Here is a 15,051-nt window from a genome sequence, read left to right on the forward strand (position 1 = left end):
CGTGAGTTAATAAATTTCAGCGCGACATGCGTTCTATGCTGGCAGCTAAATCATTATGTTTTATATTCAATTTCTGATGCTCTGCATACCAATAGCAACAAGCCTCGCGAAGGGAACGCAACTCATTTAAGCGATTATTATTATTTTCGCTATTCTTAAAATTAATCCGTCGCAATAAACCGACTATTTTCGGGTCATAATTGGTCAAATCAAAACCCAAATAGCGTTCATGAAAAATTTGATCGTCATGAACCTGGTCTTCAGAACAAATCATATCTTGCTCAATCAGCAACTCAAGCATCGACTCCTGAGAGCAGGAAACCTCCGGTAAATCGTAACCGTAAATGTGCGCAATATCTTTAAGAGACTTTAACGGTAATGAAAAGTCTTCCGAAAATCTTCTTAACATCTTGGCATCCCGAATAAAACCCAACTGCACATCATTTAGACGGCTCTTCCAATCTTCAACTGCCTTCGTAGAAATTTCATCAGCTGGATTTAAGTTCCACGTAGAGAGACTCTTAATGCTGGGGTCCAGATTAACTCTCTTTGAATTCAAACTAATCTTATCTCGATCAAGTAGCGGGACCTTAATTTTCAAAAATCTTTTCAAATTACTCAAAACGGCTCTTGTATCCCCAACCAAATCCTCGTAACGGATACACAACGCTCGCGGATGGGGGAGTAACTCCGCGCACACAGAAGCCTCCACCAACCAAATAGCTGTAGCACGCCGCAGGCTAAACCCACGACGCACTAAACTAGATATAGTCGCACGTGGGTCCCGAATCAAAACAATTACCTTAGCCTGGTCGTTGTAATCCAAATAAGACTTAAAAGCATACAAGTTAGAAGGAGTTTTTTCCGCTACCAAACAAGAATCTTTAACAATTTCCGCGGAAAATACATGCTCAAATAAACACTCGATCGAGCTTGAATGTTTTAAAATATTCTTAATTTTCTCCGAGTTTTGGTTGTAATACGACAAATTACCTTCATCGATTAAAGAGTACGGACAATAACCTTCTTTCAGATTTTCTATCGCATTATTTTTCTGCCATTCGCAACGTGATAGTTTAGCCAAATAATTCTCAGCACTTCTATGAAAATTACTTGAGTACAAACATGCATGCGAAAAAATACCTAGTTCTGGGCCGCAAAATACGCCAGGTATAGAATCCAACAAAACACTAAATAAAGTAGTACCACTGCTTGGCGGACCACCAACTAACACTGGAAGACTAAACTTTTTTTTCATCATTGTGACTGTTGCGCGTCAAATTCGCACTCTTGTATTACTGCTCCCAAATTTTTTGAACTTGGCATAGTCGAGTATATCGATAAACTATATCGACGGTCATGCCGGTCATAACTTGGGGGCTGATCAACCCAATTATCTAAATCAAGGAACTTCAGAATAGCTATGGTTACTAGATATTCGCCGGGCCCAAACCTGATCGGATTAAAAACAAATTTAACCTTACCATGTCCAAAAATTTCACCAATCGACTTTTCTAGCAATTTACTGTTCTGATGGTCCATCTGCACGCCATCTAAACGATGAAAAGTCAGCGCAAAAACCGGATCTTTAACTTTTTGTGTCGCCTCAAAATCTACAACAACCTCTAGTTTAGACCTTTGGGGGAACACCCTACTGGATGCTCCTTGATTATTGATAAAGTCTACTTTATCAATTCTTACGACACGTTCAGTTGAAAACTCATCTTCATTATTATTATGTGATGGGTATACTTCGACCTGCTTTTCGAGTTCTAAATCAACCTCTGGAACCTCAATTCCCAATGAGGCTGAATACAAACCATCTCCAACCTTTGCTAACGCTCCAATTCCCTTATACCCACTGCGCTCATCCCACAATTCAATATGCACACCACTCTGAAAAGCAATATCGCCTTTTATAATAAGTTTTGAATTCTTTAGCTCATCTTCCAAATACAAAGGAAAAGACAATACAAAAGGCGCGTAATTTTGACCATTAGCCGTCGCCCTAGCAATATATCTGCCATGCTCTCCTTTATCATACTCTGGCTCAGACCAGCAAGTTGACGTTGGATTTACAATCAGATAATTATTCTCTTTGTCAGAATTATCCATTACGTCACCGACCGCTATGCTTGCTAGTGTCTGATTATCCCTCTCCAACTCAATCGATTTTATGAAGTGTAAGGATTCAGGTGTTGGTTGCGGCACTACAAAACGAAAAACTAATTTTTTATAAACATCGCTGGCGTTCAATATTGAGCGCACAACTCCTTTGTCTACTTGCATTTCTCTCGCGCGATGCCGAAGCTCTGTTTCGTATCGCATAGCGTCAACATATTCCTTAACAACATCGTGAGCGGGACCGTCCATTATTGGCCTTCCTCTTTTCATCCAAATAACTCTGGAGCATAAGCGAAGTATCGAAGATGTATCATGACTGACAAATAAAACAGTTGCACCTGAATCATTGGTAATCGTATTCATTCTATCGACACATTTACCAGCAAAATAGGCATCCCCCGCCCCGAGAACCTCATCCACAATTAGAATTTCAGGCTCGATAGATGTCGCAACAGAAAATGCTAAGCGCGCATACATACCTGCCGAATAAGTTTTCACTGGATTATCTATAAACTCCTCGAGTTCAGAAAACTCAATGATTTCGTCTAATTTTGTTTTTGCAAACTTGCCAACTATTCCCTGATAACTTAATGCGGACAACACATTCTCTCTACCCGTGAACTCGGGATGAAAACCAGTCCCAAGCTCCATCAATGCCTGAACTTTTCCAGACACCTTTACCACGCCTGAAGTAGCTCTGACCTGTCCCGCAATTATCTTTAGTAAAGTGCTTTTTCCTGCTCCGTTGTGGCCTATCAAGCCTACCTTCTCACCTTTCTTGATAGATAAACTGATATCTCTGAGCGCCCAAAACTCATTAGCCACTGACCTTGGAACCGGCAACCCCAATAAATCCATTATCTGATGACGTTTAGAACTAAACATGCGATACATCTTAGAAACATCAGATATTTTTATGGCTTCTTCAAACATAATCTGCAAACAAAGGTTTTAATCGACTAAAAACGTAATAACCAACCGCAAATGTAGTTGCCGATATAATTGAAAACATAAAGAAGAGATCCCAGGGTATTTCGTTGACAATAATGCTACCTCTATAAAGCATAATCATATAAAAAAGAGGATTAGGATACATCAGGGGTAGCAGTGACTCTGGGACCATATCCAAGGTGTACGCAATCGGGGAAACCAGCATCAAAAATAAAACAATAATGCCGATTAACTGGCCTAAATCCTGAAAGAAAACATTTAATGCAGAAAGCAGCCAAACAATACCAATTGTGAATATTAATTGTAGGATTATTATTATCGGAATCATTAATTGAGTTAAATGAAAATGACCTCTTAAGAACAATATAGCCAACAATGTAACAAGCCCTACCATCATAGTGACGCTGGATGCCAACACCGCTTTAACCGGAATCAGCTCTATAGGGAATAGAGTGTTTTTTATTAGTCCTCTATTTGAAATTACAGAACCAACCCCCGTTGAAAGTGCCTCAGAAAATCCCAAGAAGGGAATTAATCCTGAAAAAATCAAAAGCACATACTCGAAAGGAGTGAAAAGTTGGAGCTTAATTCTTAGAATTAAAATATAGACAACAGCATATAAAGATAAAAATATTAGGGGATAAATAATACTCCAACCCATTCCAATTATGGTCCCCCTACTCTTCGCTCTGATATCATTCAACGCTGTAGCCCAGAGTAAACGCCTATGCAGCCAAAACAGTTGTAGTATTTTCATTCGAATAATTTCATATTAATAGTTATCTAAAGCAATAGGATGTTTCATACCCGCCACACTTGTGCGCATACTAGTCTTTAGACAAAGTTTCAATTATGCGATGCACAATTTCTTCTTGCTGTGATTCATCAAGATCAGCAGACATCGGCAAACTCATCACGCGGTCGGCCATCCATTCCGAATGCGTCACGGCACCCGACACACGGCTTAACCCGGCATAGGCTGATTGACGATTCAAAGGAACAGGGTAATGCACCGCCGTAGGCACGCCTTGCCCTTTTAGCGCCTCTTGAACCGCCGCACGGTTTTCAATAATAACGGTGTACTGGGCAAACACGCTGGTGCGATCATTACGCTGGGTAACAATTTGCACCTTGTCTTTCAATAAGGCGTTATAACGCGCACCAATTTTCAAGCGTTGCTCTATTTCCCAGTTGAAGCGTTCCAACTTGCCAAGCACTACGGCACATTGAATAGTGTCCATACGCCCGCCCACCCCAATTCGGCTATGAACGTAGCGCTTTTCCTGGCCGTGAACTCTTATTTCTTTGCAGGCTTTTGCTAGATTAGGGTCGCTTGTGAAAATAGCCCCACCGTCTCCGTAACAACCGAGCGGTTTGCTGGGAAAGAAGCTCGTGCAACCTATGGTAGAAAGGTTACAGCTTTTGCGGCCCTTATATTCCGAACCAAAGCTTTGCGCTGCATCTTCTATCACCACTAAATTATGGCGCGCCGCTATTTCATTAATTTCGTCCATATCGGCCGGCTGCCCGTACAGGCTTACAGGCATAATGGCTCGCGTTTTCGCCGTAATGGCCGCCTCGATTTTCGAGGCGTCGATATTACAGGTATCGGGCTCAATGTCTACGAAAACAGGCACGGCGCCTAATAAAGCAATCACCTCTGCCGTAGCAACGAAGGTAAACGGGGTGGTGATAACCTCATCGCCCGGCTTGAGGTCAATGGCCATTAAAGAAATCAACAAGGCTTCTGTACCCGAGGCAACTGTTATGCAATGGGATGCCCCAGTGTAGTCGGCTAACCGGGTTTCAAGTTCGGTTACCTCGGGCCCCATAATGTATTGGCCGTGATCCAAAACCCGCTGAATGCGCGCGTCAATATCCTGCTTAAGCGCCTGATACTGCGCTTTTAAATCAATGAACTGAATTGCCATATCCCCTCGTTACCTTTTTAATCGCTTACGCCCATTTTTATTGCTCAACACTTAGTGATGATTCCTGCAACACATAGGTTTTGCCACTTACGGGGCAAACCGCCTTGCCACTGCCTTCAACAGGCAGCGGTAACCGCTCGCCATGCTCGCTCATCCAGCCAATTTGTTTACCCGGCACACCAGCAATAAGTGCGTAAGGCTTAACATCGCGATTCACCACCGCACCTGCGGCAACGAAAGCGTGTTCGCCAATCGTTACGCCGCACACAATGGTGCAGTTCGCACCAAGGGTCGCCCCTTTTTTAACAGTAGTTGTCCGGTATTCGTTCTTTCGCAAGACCGCCGCGCGTGGGTTATAAACGTTGGTGAACACCATGCTGGGCCCGCAAAATACGTCGTCCTCAAGCCGAACTGCATCGTATATTGATACATTATTCTGAACTTTCACGTTGTTGCCGATAACAACGTCATTTCCAACGAACACATTCTGGCCAAAAGAACACCCGTTTCCAATTCGTGCGCCACCGCAAATATGCGCAAAATGCCAAACTCGGCTGCCTTCACCTATAGAGGCGCCCTCGTCAACGATTGCAGAAGCGTGAATTGAGACCGTCATTTGCACACCTGGAAAATGGGTAACAGCAAAGTATAACGTTTTACGCTACTTAAAGTAGGCCGCAACGCGTTCAGTTGACTGAATACGAACCGTGAGCAGACGACGCAAATTATTAATTAAATAGTTATACCCGATAGTTTTAAACTAACTAAATATAATTAACTCATTAGCTAAGCTTGACCAACCTTAATTAACTTGTGATGGCTAGAGTCCCTAGAATCCAAAATGGTGCCGCATTATGAAAGTCCTTCTATTAGGTAGCTCCGGCCAATTAGGTTTTGAGCTGACATCTATTCTGACCAATCTTGGTGAGGTGATCGCCCCCCAACGGTTTGACACAGCACTCCCGGGTAATCTGCTTGATCTGTCTACGTTGCAAGATACAGTGCAACGCATCAAACCCAACCTTATTGTGAATGCAGCCGCATTCACCGCAGTAGACTTAGCCGAAAAAGACCCCGGCTTAGCGCGTCGGGCTAATACGCTGGCACCCAAGATGTTGGCAAACGAAGCGCTGGCAATGAATGCATGGCTGGTTCACTTTTCTACCGATTACGTTTTTAATGGTCAAGGTACACGACCTTGGACCGAAACCGACCCCGGCGACCCCTTGAACGCATACGGTCGCACCAAGCTGGAAGGTGACCAAGCAATTCTTGCCTCGGGTTGCAAGCATTTAATTCTGCGAACCAGTTGGGTTTACGGCCTGCATGGTAATAATTTCGCTAAAACTATTTTGGAGAAAGCGCAAACACAAGACAGCTTGAAGGTGGTCAATGATCAGTTTGGTGCCCCCACCAGTGCCGAGCTTCTGGCTTCATTAACCACGCAAACTTTGTTGCCGGCCATGAAGAACCCAAAGCTAGGGGGGCTGTATCATGTGGCCGCACAGGGCGAGGCCTCGTGGTACACCTATGCCCAGTTTCTATTAGAGCAAGCCCTACGGGAAGGATTAACATTGCGCGTTAAACCGGAAGATTTGATACCGGTTTCAAGTGCGCAATGGTCTGCGCCGGCCGCGCGGCCAAGCAACTCGCGCCTGAACACCACAAAGTTTTCCGAAACGTTTGGCCTTACGCTACCCCATTGGCAAGAAGGGGTTGCACAGTTTGTACGGGCCTATGCCAAATTACACAAAAGATAACCACGGTATATCCAGCTTACCTAATGCAAATTACACCGTTAGCCATTCCCGAAGTCATGCTAATAGAACCGCCCGTGTTCCAGGACGCTCGCGGTTATTTTATGGAAAGTTTTCATCAGCAAAAACTCGGCACGGCGCTTGGCCGGAAGGTGTCTTTTGTGCAAGATAATGTGTCGTACTCCGAACGCAATGTGCTTAGGGGCCTGCACTACCAACGCCCCCAATCACAAGGGAAGCTTATTCAGATATTGAATGGCGAGGTATTTGATGTGGCGGTGGATTTGCGCCGCAAGTCACCCACATTTGGCCAGTGGGTGGGGCAAATACTGAAAAGCCCCCAACAATTGTTGTGGGTACCCGAAGGGTTTGCCCATGGCTTTCTGGTACTGTCTGGTTCCGCCACGGTTCTATATCGGGTGACAGCGCATTATGCACCTGAAAACGAACACACTTTGGCATGGAATGACCCTGCTCTGGGCATTCATTGGCCCCTACAGGGTACGCCTAGGCTTTCTGGAAAAGATCAGCAGGGTTTAAGCCTTCAGATGGCACCGGTTTTCGATTAAGCTGTACGCTTTGCGGCGGTTTATTTTCTTACGAAACAACCCGGTATCTTTGAATGATGTCTTCTTTTCCTGAAGTAGCCCCACTAGACTCGCTGGCGTGCTGGCGCAGTTTTGCGCAAGCGGCGCAAAATACGCCTGTTAATCCGCAGCGTTTATGTGTTCTGAAGGCTGGGGGCCTACTAGTAGACACCAGCGCCCAACGCGCCTCGCCCGAACTAGCCCAGGCCACCGAGGCCCTGCTTCAGGCCAGACAGTTCGAAACCTGGCGCGAGCACCTTTTAACAGGCCAAGTGGTCAACCTCACAGAAAATCGGGCAGCCTGGCACAGCGCATTACGCGTACCCGCACCCTCGCAACAGGTGGCAGGCGAGCGCGAACGCATGCTGGATTTTGTACGCCTGGCCGACGCCGAACGCAAGTGGCGCAATGTCGTACACATAGGTATAGGCGGTAGTGACTGGGGCGTGCGCTTGTGTATTGCCGCGTTTGGCTATGCGGGTACCTGGCGCAATGTACGGTTCGTGTCGAATATCGACGGCCACGCCATTGAAGGGGGGCTGGCGGGCCTGGATCCGCACGAAACGCTGGTTGTCGTATCGTCCAAGTCGTTCACCACGTCGGAAACGATGCAAAATGCACATCGTGCGCTGGAGTGGCTAAAGGGCGCAGGCATTCAGAACCCTTACAACCATGTGGTGGCCATTACCGCCAACGCCCAAGCCGCGCGCGAATGGGGTGCCCTGCCCTCACAAACCTTCCTGTTCTGGGAATGGGTGGGGGGCCGGTTTTCAATATGGTCGTCGGTGGCGCTAACCACTGCATTGGCGGTGGGTATTGACACGCTGGCCGGCATGCAGGCCGGCGCCCATGCCATGGACCAACACTTTGCCACCGCTCCCGTAGCGGAAAACGCCCCCGTGCAGTTAGCGGTGTCGGGCGTGGTGAACCGCAGCGTGCTGGGCTATGGCTCGCTGAATATTGCACCCTATGATTTCCGGTTGGGGTATTTGGTGCCCTACCTGCAGCAACTGGAAATGGAGTCGTTGGGCAAGTCGGTGGACTTGAACGGCAATGCGGTTAATGTACCCACCGGCCCAGCCGTATGGGGTATGCCCGGTACCGACGCCCAACACACCTTCTTTCAATGGCTGCACCAGGGCAGCGACGGTGCGCCAGTAGACTTTATTGTGTGCCAGGAAGCCAACCACGGCTGGCGCGAGGCCCACCACACCCACCTGCTGGCCAATTGCCTGGCCCAGCGCCAGGCCATGCTAACGGGCAAAAGCTATGAACAGGCCCTGCAGGAATGCCGCGCCGAGGGCCATGCCGAGGAGCACGCCCAATGGCTGGCCAAACACCGCATGCACACCGGCGGCCGGTCGTCGAACTTAATTGTCTTGCCCCGGCTCTCGCCCTATACCTTGGGGGCGCTGCTGGCGCTATATGAGCATAAGGTGTTCACCCAAGCGGTAATCTGGGGCATTAACCCGTTCGACCAATGGGGCGTGGAATACGGCAAGGTGCTGGCCAAGGGCATCACGCAGGAACTGAAGGGGCAAGCGCCCTTGAACGGCGGGCACGACGCGTCGACACGGTATTGGGTGGAGGTGTTTCGGGGGTGAAAGGGTAGGCCGGGGAACGGTATTTTTTACCTTCATAGATTACGTTTTATGCGATACAATGCGTAATCTATGACAGTTATTATTATGGTTCTTGATGCCCAAGAAACTTCAGATATCACCTGTTCTTCATCCCAACGTCCTGGCCAGACTTAAGGTCTGGGGGCGCTGCATACGACTCCAGCGAGTGCAGCAAAAAATCAAAGCCGCCGACTTTTGCCCAAGGATTGAGGTGTCCGAGAGCACTTTACGGCGGATCGAGGCCGGTGATCCATCTGTAAACGTAGGAAGCTACCTTACTGCGCTAAATGCGCTTGGCTTAATGGATTTGGTTACTCCTATGCCAAAGCCTCAATGGTTCGAGGGCAACGTGAACGCTCGCGTTTATGCGCCCAAAGAAGATAATGATTACTTCTAGCCCCCTTTATGTATACCTGCAGCGTCCCGACACTGGGCAATGGGTAACGGTCGGCCGCTATAGCCTAGACGCTTCGGGCCAGTTGGGCCGCTTTCTCTACGCACCCAGCTATCTGGAGGCAGGCTTCGGCTGGAGCATCGATCCCGTTAACCTGCCCTTAATCGCAGGAAATCCAATTAATGCTACGCGCTATGGTGGTTTACATGACGTGTTACGCGATGCCTGTCCGGATTCCTGGGGGCGCTTACTGATTCAACGTGAACATGGTTTGGGCGATACTGCGCATTCGAGCGCCTATCTTTTGCTTGCAAGCAATGCGGATAGATGGGGAGCGCTGGCCATTGGCAAATCACCCAAGCCCTCGATTGCAAAGCTGTCCACGCCTAAGCTTGCACAACTGCCCGAGCTTTCAGAGGAATTGCTCGCCATGTATGAACGACGGCCCGCTGTAAACCCGCAATTGCGCCGGCGCCTCATGGCGACGCCCAGTATGGGTGGGGCCAGGCCCAAAGTAACTGTTCAAGATGGCAACGCGTATTGGCTGGTCAAACCTGTTTTGCCTTCAGACACGGTAGATATTCCGTTACTTGAACATGTGGTGCAGCGCTGGGGGAAAGCTGCAGGATTGAACTTTGCCCATACAGAGCACGAATCTGCGGGGTCTGGATCAGGGCTTAGTGTTGTTCGCTCGTTGCGATTTGACCGCAGCGGCGATCAACGCATTATGGCGGTAAGCGGTGCTTCACTTTTGCAAACAGAATACCCCGGAGCGGCCGGCAGTGCGTCCTGGAGTTATCCCGTGCTGGCTACCGTACTACGCCAGATCGGCGCTCCCCTTGAGGATTCAATCGAGCTCTTTAGTCGGATGGTTTTTAACGCGGTGATCGGAAATGATGATGATCATCCGCGTAATCACGCGATTCACTACAGCCATGAACAGCGTCGCTGGCGCCTTACGCCGGCGTTCGATGTTGTCCCCAATCCGGATTTCACTCCTTCCCATCTTGCATTACAGGTCTGTTTTGGTGATCGATCCATCAGTACCCAGAACATCCTCCGTGACGCTCAGTCTTTTGGGTTCGAATCTCAAGATCATGCTAAACAACATCTGGAAACGCTGCTGAACGATATAGAAGCCGGATATGAGGTCGTTGAATCTATGTTTACTGAAGGTTTACGATCATTGATGGGTGCAAGGCTTAATGAGGGAATTCGAAGGTTGCGAGTCGATTATTCTCCGTAACGCCGGGCCATTTCCTGAATAATCAAATGCAAAATGGCGCGCAGGCAGCGTAATTCGCCGGCCAGGGTGGCGGCCAGTTCAGGGCGGTGCACAAGCAACCCTTGGTTTTCAGCTTGGATATGTTCGTACAGCCAATGCGCCTGCTTCAAGCGGTACCGGCTTGTTAATTTCCGAAAACCGTTGCACGCCCAGAATAGGCCAGCAGGCCAAAAGCATCGGCCGTGTCAATTGTTGCATCTGCCGCCAATAAACTGCGCTGCCCTTCTTCGGGCAACAGGTTGTCGAAATACCATTGAACCGGGCGCTGTGTTGCACCATCCAGCAAAAGATTAGGTGTTAACGGCAACTGCGGGCTTAAGGCATAACGATTGGGGCTTTCAAGCCAGGCGCAACTATACTGAAACCCCCATAAACCATTGGTTTCGTGTAGCGTGCCCACTGGCACATCATTAATATAAGCTTGCAGGACACGGTCACTCATGGTCTTTACGCGCACCTGACCCATACGCACTAAACCCGCGCTCGCGTAACCAGGCGCCCACGTCTTCCGGCACATCGGCCTCTAAACGCACCCCCAGCCCCTCAAGCACCTGGAACAATTTGCCCCATTGAACGGTGTCGCTCCCCCGTTCGACCTTGCCCAGGAAGTTCTCGCTAACGCCGATACTGCCGGCGGCGTCGTCCTGGCGAATGTTCTGGGCTTTGCGCACGGCCCGAACAAGCCTGCCTAGTTCCGCAGCGTTATCAATGGCGATCTTCATGATTAATCCTTACGTTTATAAGGATTTTGATCCAAAAAAGGCTTTAAGGCAAGAAATCCTTTTGATTGTGCGGATTTCTTGATGGCGAGCCGTTATTTTTACAAAAATCCTTACGTTTATAAGGATTCTGAAGTGCGACTAAAGCAAAAAGCCACCACACAGTCTCCAGAAAACAAGTAATCGTGCAGAGCGGTGGCGCTAGCTAGCGCACAATTCAGTCAAATGATAAAATTAAAAATGTCATTTGAAAGGAAAAGACATGAGCGAGCCCCATATAGATTATGTGCGTAGTGCAAAAAGCAGCTCATCGCATCCGGCACCCGCTTTCTGGAAAATGGCACACCAGTTAAGCAAACTGGGCGAAACCGAACGCGTTTATAAAATCAAAGCCGGCTTCCAGGTTAATTGGGCCGAGGCCACAAAAGTGGCGTTTAACCTCACCACACCCGGCATGGTGTCGTTGCTGAATGTGTCTCCCTCAACGTATGCCCGCCTGCGTAGCGGCAACAAGCAGCTTGATGCCGTCGCGTCGGAACGGCTCGACCGCGTTGTAGGGCTGGCCCTGCTGGCGGAAAACGTATTCGAAGACAAAACCGCCGCCACGCAGTGGATGTCCACGCCTAACGCAGCGTTAGGGGGCGTTTCACCCATTATGCATTGCGATACGGAAATCGGCGCGCGTCAGGTTCGCCGCATACTGAATGCGCTGGAATGGGGCGGCGTGGTGTAATGATTGCCTACAGAATTACAAAGGCAAAACGGGCTACCGATTTATCGGGCAAGGGGGCGGCCCTTGAGGGGGGGCGATGGAACAATATTGATATACCGGCAATATACATGGGCCTCAGCCCGGCCATTTGTTGCCTGGAAACCTTTGTGCACACTACGCACTACCCCACGCTACCGCTCATCATTACGCGGTTTGTTTTGCCCGCAAACAAAAACCTGTATTTTCAGCCCAACCCGAATGAACTGCCTGAAAACTGGGCCGCCCTTCCTGCGGATCAGGCCAGTATGGCCTACGGGTCGGCGTGGCTGAAAGCGAATCGGCAACTTGGGCTTATCGTCCCTTCCGCCGTCATGCCGCTGGAAAACAATATCGTCATCAACCCCGCCCACCCGGCGGTGGAGCGCATACAAGTCGATCAGCAGTTTAAGTTTATGTACGACACAAGAATGTTTTTCGAGTAAATTCGTAAATTACGAACAAAAAACAGTAACAGCGACAATTTTTCGAGTACTTGGAATGCATATCGGCTATGAATACCTGATTGACCTGTACGATTTGCGCGTTACGGGCGTACTGCGCCCCTGCCGGGTCGACCGACGGGTCAACGCATCTGTACAAGACAATGCGCAATTACGCATTCCACTTAGTATGGCTGTTCGCACCAACAACCCCGTTGATCATCTTGAGTTCGCACTTAAGCATCAGGGCATACAACTGGAAATTATTCAGGCGGCCTGCAAACAGATTGGGCCGGAGTTAATCCAGGCGGCGTTGGGCGCTCGGCCCAACGGCAAATACCTGCGCCAAATTGGCTTTCTGTACGAGTATTTCAGCGGTCACGAGATCCAGATACCAGCCATATCGGCCCGCTACGTGAAACTGTTTGATGACAACGCGTATGTTACCGGCCCTTCTCGCCTGAACGGAAAGTATCGAATTGATCAGAACGGGCTGGGCGATTTAAGCTTTTGTCCGGTTGTGCGACGCACTGCTGCGCTTGAGTCACTCCTTAAACGCGATCTGTTTGCGGATTTACAGGCTTTTATCGAAAAAGTGGGCGGCACCCAAAATCTTGATCGCGCCTTGGGTTGGGCTTATTTGTCTGAAACACGCAGCTCTTTCGACATTGAAGGGGAAGCCCCTTCCGAAGATAAGGCGCAACGGTTCGTGCAATTGTTACACCAGGCCCATAATGCACAAGACCTTACAGAAGACTACCTGGCCGGAATACAAAGTGCGCTGGTTAACAACCCTTACGCGCAAGAGCAGTCGTATCGCCGAAATCAGAACTGGCTGCAACGCGGATCCCGGCAGTTGCGCGCGACCGACGTAACTTACTTGCCGCCTGCACCTGCCATGCTGGGTACGTTAATGGCCGACCTGCTGCAATTCGCCAACGCGCCCTACCCTGAAAATTCTCGCGAGTCGTTGCTTAAAAGCCTGCTGGTTTCCTTCCAGTTCGTGTTCAACCACCCGTTTAACGACGGTAACGGCCGAATTTCACGTTTTCTGATTCATCATGGCCTGTGTCGAGCCCACTTGCTGGAACAAGGCATGATTTTGCCGATATCGGTGGCATTTCACCGGCATGAGGCCGACTATTTAACTGCGCTGGAATCAGTGTCAAAACCCATACGGAAACTTTGGCATATTCACAATTTGTCGGTCGACACGATTGATGCACACATGATTGCATCGGGCGACCCGTACCGTTACTGGGACGGCACCTTGATTGCCGAGTTTGGCCTGCGCATGGCGCATTACGCGCTAGACCATACTTTAATTGATGAGTTCAATTTCCTGGAAAAATTTGACCAGGCGTACAAGATTATTAACAACGAGTTTGATGTGCCCGGCAAGGATTTAAACAACCTGATTCGGATGGCAATCAGCGAAAATGGCACGCTTTCAAAACGTCGACGCAAACAATACGCTTTGGTTGTTGATACTGCGGTAATGGACGCCATTGAAGACGTGGTTAGGGATATTTTCTTTAGCGAAACACGTTAAGCATTGAGTGGTCAGCCAATCCACTTATCAATTGACCTTAAACATTACCGGCAAACCTTTGCAGGCGTCGCATTTCATCACGTGCCTCGGCAAGTAACTGATCCCAGTTATCGGGCGGGCGGCCGCTTTCCAACATCTTGCGAAACACCCTGTATGCGTCATCGCCGCTTTCGTAGGCACGCTTGGTGTTTTCATCGTTTACCCAAACGAACACAAGCACTTTGCCCGCTGCATGATAGCGAAAGAACAAACGATACTGCTGAAAAAATTTGGCTCGAAACCAATGCTTATGGTCATCGCCAAGTGTATTACCCTGGCGATATTCAGGGCGCGTTGGATCCTGCGGAATAATATCGAATGCCAGTCGCGTGATTGCAGCAAGCCGCTTTGTGGCATTTTTTTCTATAAACGCAACAGGATCTTTCTGCCTCAAGGTTTCAACCTGCTGCGCCAGTGCCTCAACTTGTGCAAGAAACAAAGGGTGCGCAAAAACCGTCCAGCCATGAATGACCAAAGGCACTGCCTGTTTGTCGGTCATTCATCGTCATCCGTCAGGGCGCAGTTAAGGTCTAGCTCAACACCCTCGGTTAACGTTTGCAGCTTTTGAACAAAGCTTGCATCCATCGCTTTCAGCCTTTCCGGGTGGTTGGCAATGTCAGCGGCCAGAAAGGTTAAGAAAGCGCCAAGCGCCGGGTCGCTATCACTGGATGTTGTATGACGTGTAAGCACCACTTCACCGTTTGAGCGAATGGTGTAATGAATTTTGTCTCCCTTGCCAAGCTTAAGCGCACGGCGCACTGTTTGCGGAACGGTGGTTTGATAACGTTCAGTAAGCGTGGAGTCGACTTCAAGAGTTGCAGACATGGTGTGCTCACGATGAAAGATGAATATGCTTCATAATAATGCATTTGCATTTATTTGGCAATGCAAATGCATTG

General features: G+C 48.8%; 17 protein-coding genes. 7 read left to right on the forward strand and 10 right to left on the reverse strand.

The genetic code is table 11. The features are described 5' to 3' along the window. Nucleotides 1-16: 16 nt before the first annotated feature. The 5 genes from CJO09_RS07350 to CJO09_RS07370 form a co-directional block, all read right to left on the reverse strand. A complete protein-coding gene (locus CJO09_RS07350; protein WP_119441775.1) occupies nt 17-1,261 on the reverse strand; it encodes a sulfotransferase family protein in 1,245 nt (414 codons plus the stop codon). Then, the gene (locus tag CJO09_RS07355; protein WP_119441776.1) at nt 1,258-3,057 is read right to left on the reverse strand and encodes an ABC transporter ATP-binding protein; all 1,800 of its coding nucleotides are present in this window, start codon (nt 3,055-3,057) and stop codon (nt 1,258-1,260) included. The genes CJO09_RS07350 and CJO09_RS07355 overlap by 4 nt, the downstream gene beginning before the upstream one ends. After that, on the reverse strand, nt 3,050-3,832 hold the full coding sequence (locus CJO09_RS07360) for an ABC transporter permease (protein ID WP_119441777.1): 783 nt from the start codon (nt 3,830-3,832) through the stop codon (nt 3,050-3,052). The genes CJO09_RS07355 and CJO09_RS07360 overlap by 8 nt, the downstream gene beginning before the upstream one ends. 70 nt (nt 3,833-3,902) lie before the next feature. Further along, on the reverse strand, nt 3,903-5,000 hold the full coding sequence (locus tag CJO09_RS07365; protein ID WP_179950525.1) for a DegT/DnrJ/EryC1/StrS family aminotransferase: 1,098 nt from the start codon (nt 4,998-5,000) through the stop codon (nt 3,903-3,905). A 43-nt stretch (nt 5,001-5,043) separates the two neighbouring features. Beyond that, complete coding sequence (locus CJO09_RS07370) at nt 5,044-5,622, reverse strand: acyltransferase (protein ID WP_119441779.1); 579 nt, start codon at nt 5,620-5,622, stop codon at nt 5,044-5,046. A gap of 238 nt (nt 5,623-5,860) precedes the next feature. On the opposite strand from CJO09_RS07370, the gene rfbD reads away from it, so the two are divergent. The 4 genes from rfbD to CJO09_RS07395 all read left to right on the forward strand — a co-directional run bounded on the left by rfbD (nt 5,861) and on the right by CJO09_RS07395 (nt 10,612). After that, the gene (gene rfbD, locus CJO09_RS07375) at nt 5,861-6,766 is read left to right on the forward strand and encodes a dTDP-4-dehydrorhamnose reductase (RefSeq protein ID WP_119441780.1); all 906 of its coding nucleotides are present in this window, start codon (nt 5,861-5,863) and stop codon (nt 6,764-6,766) included. A 23-nt stretch (nt 6,767-6,789) separates the two neighbouring features. Beyond that, nucleotides 6,790-7,332 carry a dTDP-4-dehydrorhamnose 3,5-epimerase gene (rfbC, locus tag CJO09_RS07380; protein ID WP_119441781.1) on the forward strand — a complete coding sequence of 181 codons (543 nt, stop codon included), beginning with the start codon at nt 6,790-6,792 and terminating at the stop codon, nt 7,330-7,332. A gap of 53 nt (nt 7,333-7,385) precedes the next feature. Beyond that, nucleotides 7,386-8,954, forward strand: a complete 1,569-nt coding sequence (gene pgi / locus CJO09_RS07385) for a glucose-6-phosphate isomerase (protein WP_245961258.1) — start codon at nt 7,386-7,388, stop codon at nt 8,952-8,954. A gap of 401 nt (nt 8,955-9,355) precedes the next feature. Continuing rightward, the gene (locus tag CJO09_RS07395) at nt 9,356-10,612 is read left to right on the forward strand and encodes a type II toxin-antitoxin system HipA family toxin (RefSeq protein ID WP_119441783.1); all 1,257 of its coding nucleotides are present in this window, start codon (nt 9,356-9,358) and stop codon (nt 10,610-10,612) included. Here the strand turns inward: CJO09_RS07395 and CJO09_RS15600 are convergent. Genes CJO09_RS15600 through CJO09_RS07405 form a run of 3 tightly spaced genes read right to left on the reverse strand, consistent with a single transcriptional unit; the run spans nt 10,600 to nt 11,373 of the window. Beyond that, nucleotides 10,600-10,761: a hypothetical protein gene (locus tag CJO09_RS15600; protein WP_158582734.1), complete on the reverse strand. Its 162-nt coding sequence runs from the start codon at nt 10,759-10,761 to the stop codon at nt 10,600-10,602. The genes CJO09_RS07395 and CJO09_RS15600 overlap by 13 nt on opposite strands. 14 nt (nt 10,762-10,775) lie before the next feature. Next, nucleotides 10,776-11,093, reverse strand: coding sequence for a HipA N-terminal domain-containing protein (locus CJO09_RS07400; protein WP_119441784.1), 318 nt, complete (start codon nt 11,091-11,093; stop codon nt 10,776-10,778). Further along, nucleotides 11,086-11,373 carry a helix-turn-helix domain-containing protein gene (locus tag CJO09_RS07405; protein WP_119441785.1) on the reverse strand — a complete coding sequence of 96 codons (288 nt, stop codon included), beginning with the start codon at nt 11,371-11,373 and terminating at the stop codon, nt 11,086-11,088. Before CJO09_RS07405 ends, CJO09_RS07400 begins: the two co-directional genes overlap by 8 nt. Nucleotides 11,374-11,632: 259 nt before the next feature. Here CJO09_RS07405 and CJO09_RS07410 point away from each other — a divergent pair, with 259 nt between their 5' ends. From CJO09_RS07410 to CJO09_RS07420, 3 genes are read left to right on the forward strand one after another with little or no spacing between them, the layout of a single operon-like run. Next, on the forward strand, nt 11,633-12,103 hold the full coding sequence (locus CJO09_RS07410) for an antitoxin Xre/MbcA/ParS toxin-binding domain-containing protein (protein ID WP_245961259.1): 471 nt from the start codon (nt 11,633-11,635) through the stop codon (nt 12,101-12,103). Next, nucleotides 12,103-12,564: an RES family NAD+ phosphorylase gene (locus CJO09_RS07415; RefSeq protein WP_119441786.1), complete on the forward strand. Its 462-nt coding sequence runs from the start codon at nt 12,103-12,105 to the stop codon at nt 12,562-12,564. The genes CJO09_RS07410 and CJO09_RS07415 overlap by 1 nt, the downstream gene beginning before the upstream one ends. A 55-nt stretch (nt 12,565-12,619) precedes the next feature. After that, on the forward strand, nt 12,620-14,113 hold the full coding sequence (locus CJO09_RS07420; protein ID WP_119441787.1) for a Fic family protein: 1,494 nt from the start codon (nt 12,620-12,622) through the stop codon (nt 14,111-14,113). 37 nt (nt 14,114-14,150) lie between these two features. Here the strand turns inward: CJO09_RS07420 and CJO09_RS07425 are convergent, their stop codons facing one another. Both CJO09_RS07425 and CJO09_RS07430 read right to left on the reverse strand, forming a co-directional pair. Next, nucleotides 14,151-14,651: a type II toxin-antitoxin system YhaV family toxin gene (locus CJO09_RS07425; RefSeq protein WP_119441788.1), complete on the reverse strand. Its 501-nt coding sequence runs from the start codon at nt 14,649-14,651 to the stop codon at nt 14,151-14,153. Continuing rightward, nucleotides 14,648-14,977: a type II toxin-antitoxin system PrlF family antitoxin gene (locus CJO09_RS07430; RefSeq protein ID WP_119441789.1), complete on the reverse strand. Its 330-nt coding sequence runs from the start codon at nt 14,975-14,977 to the stop codon at nt 14,648-14,650. Before CJO09_RS07430 ends, CJO09_RS07425 begins: the two co-directional genes overlap by 4 nt. Nucleotides 14,978-15,051 lie beyond the last annotated feature (74 nt).

Source organism: Neopusillimonas maritima (genome assembly GCF_003576595.1).
GTDB lineage: Bacteria > Pseudomonadota > Gammaproteobacteria > Burkholderiales > Burkholderiaceae_B > Neopusillimonas > Neopusillimonas maritima.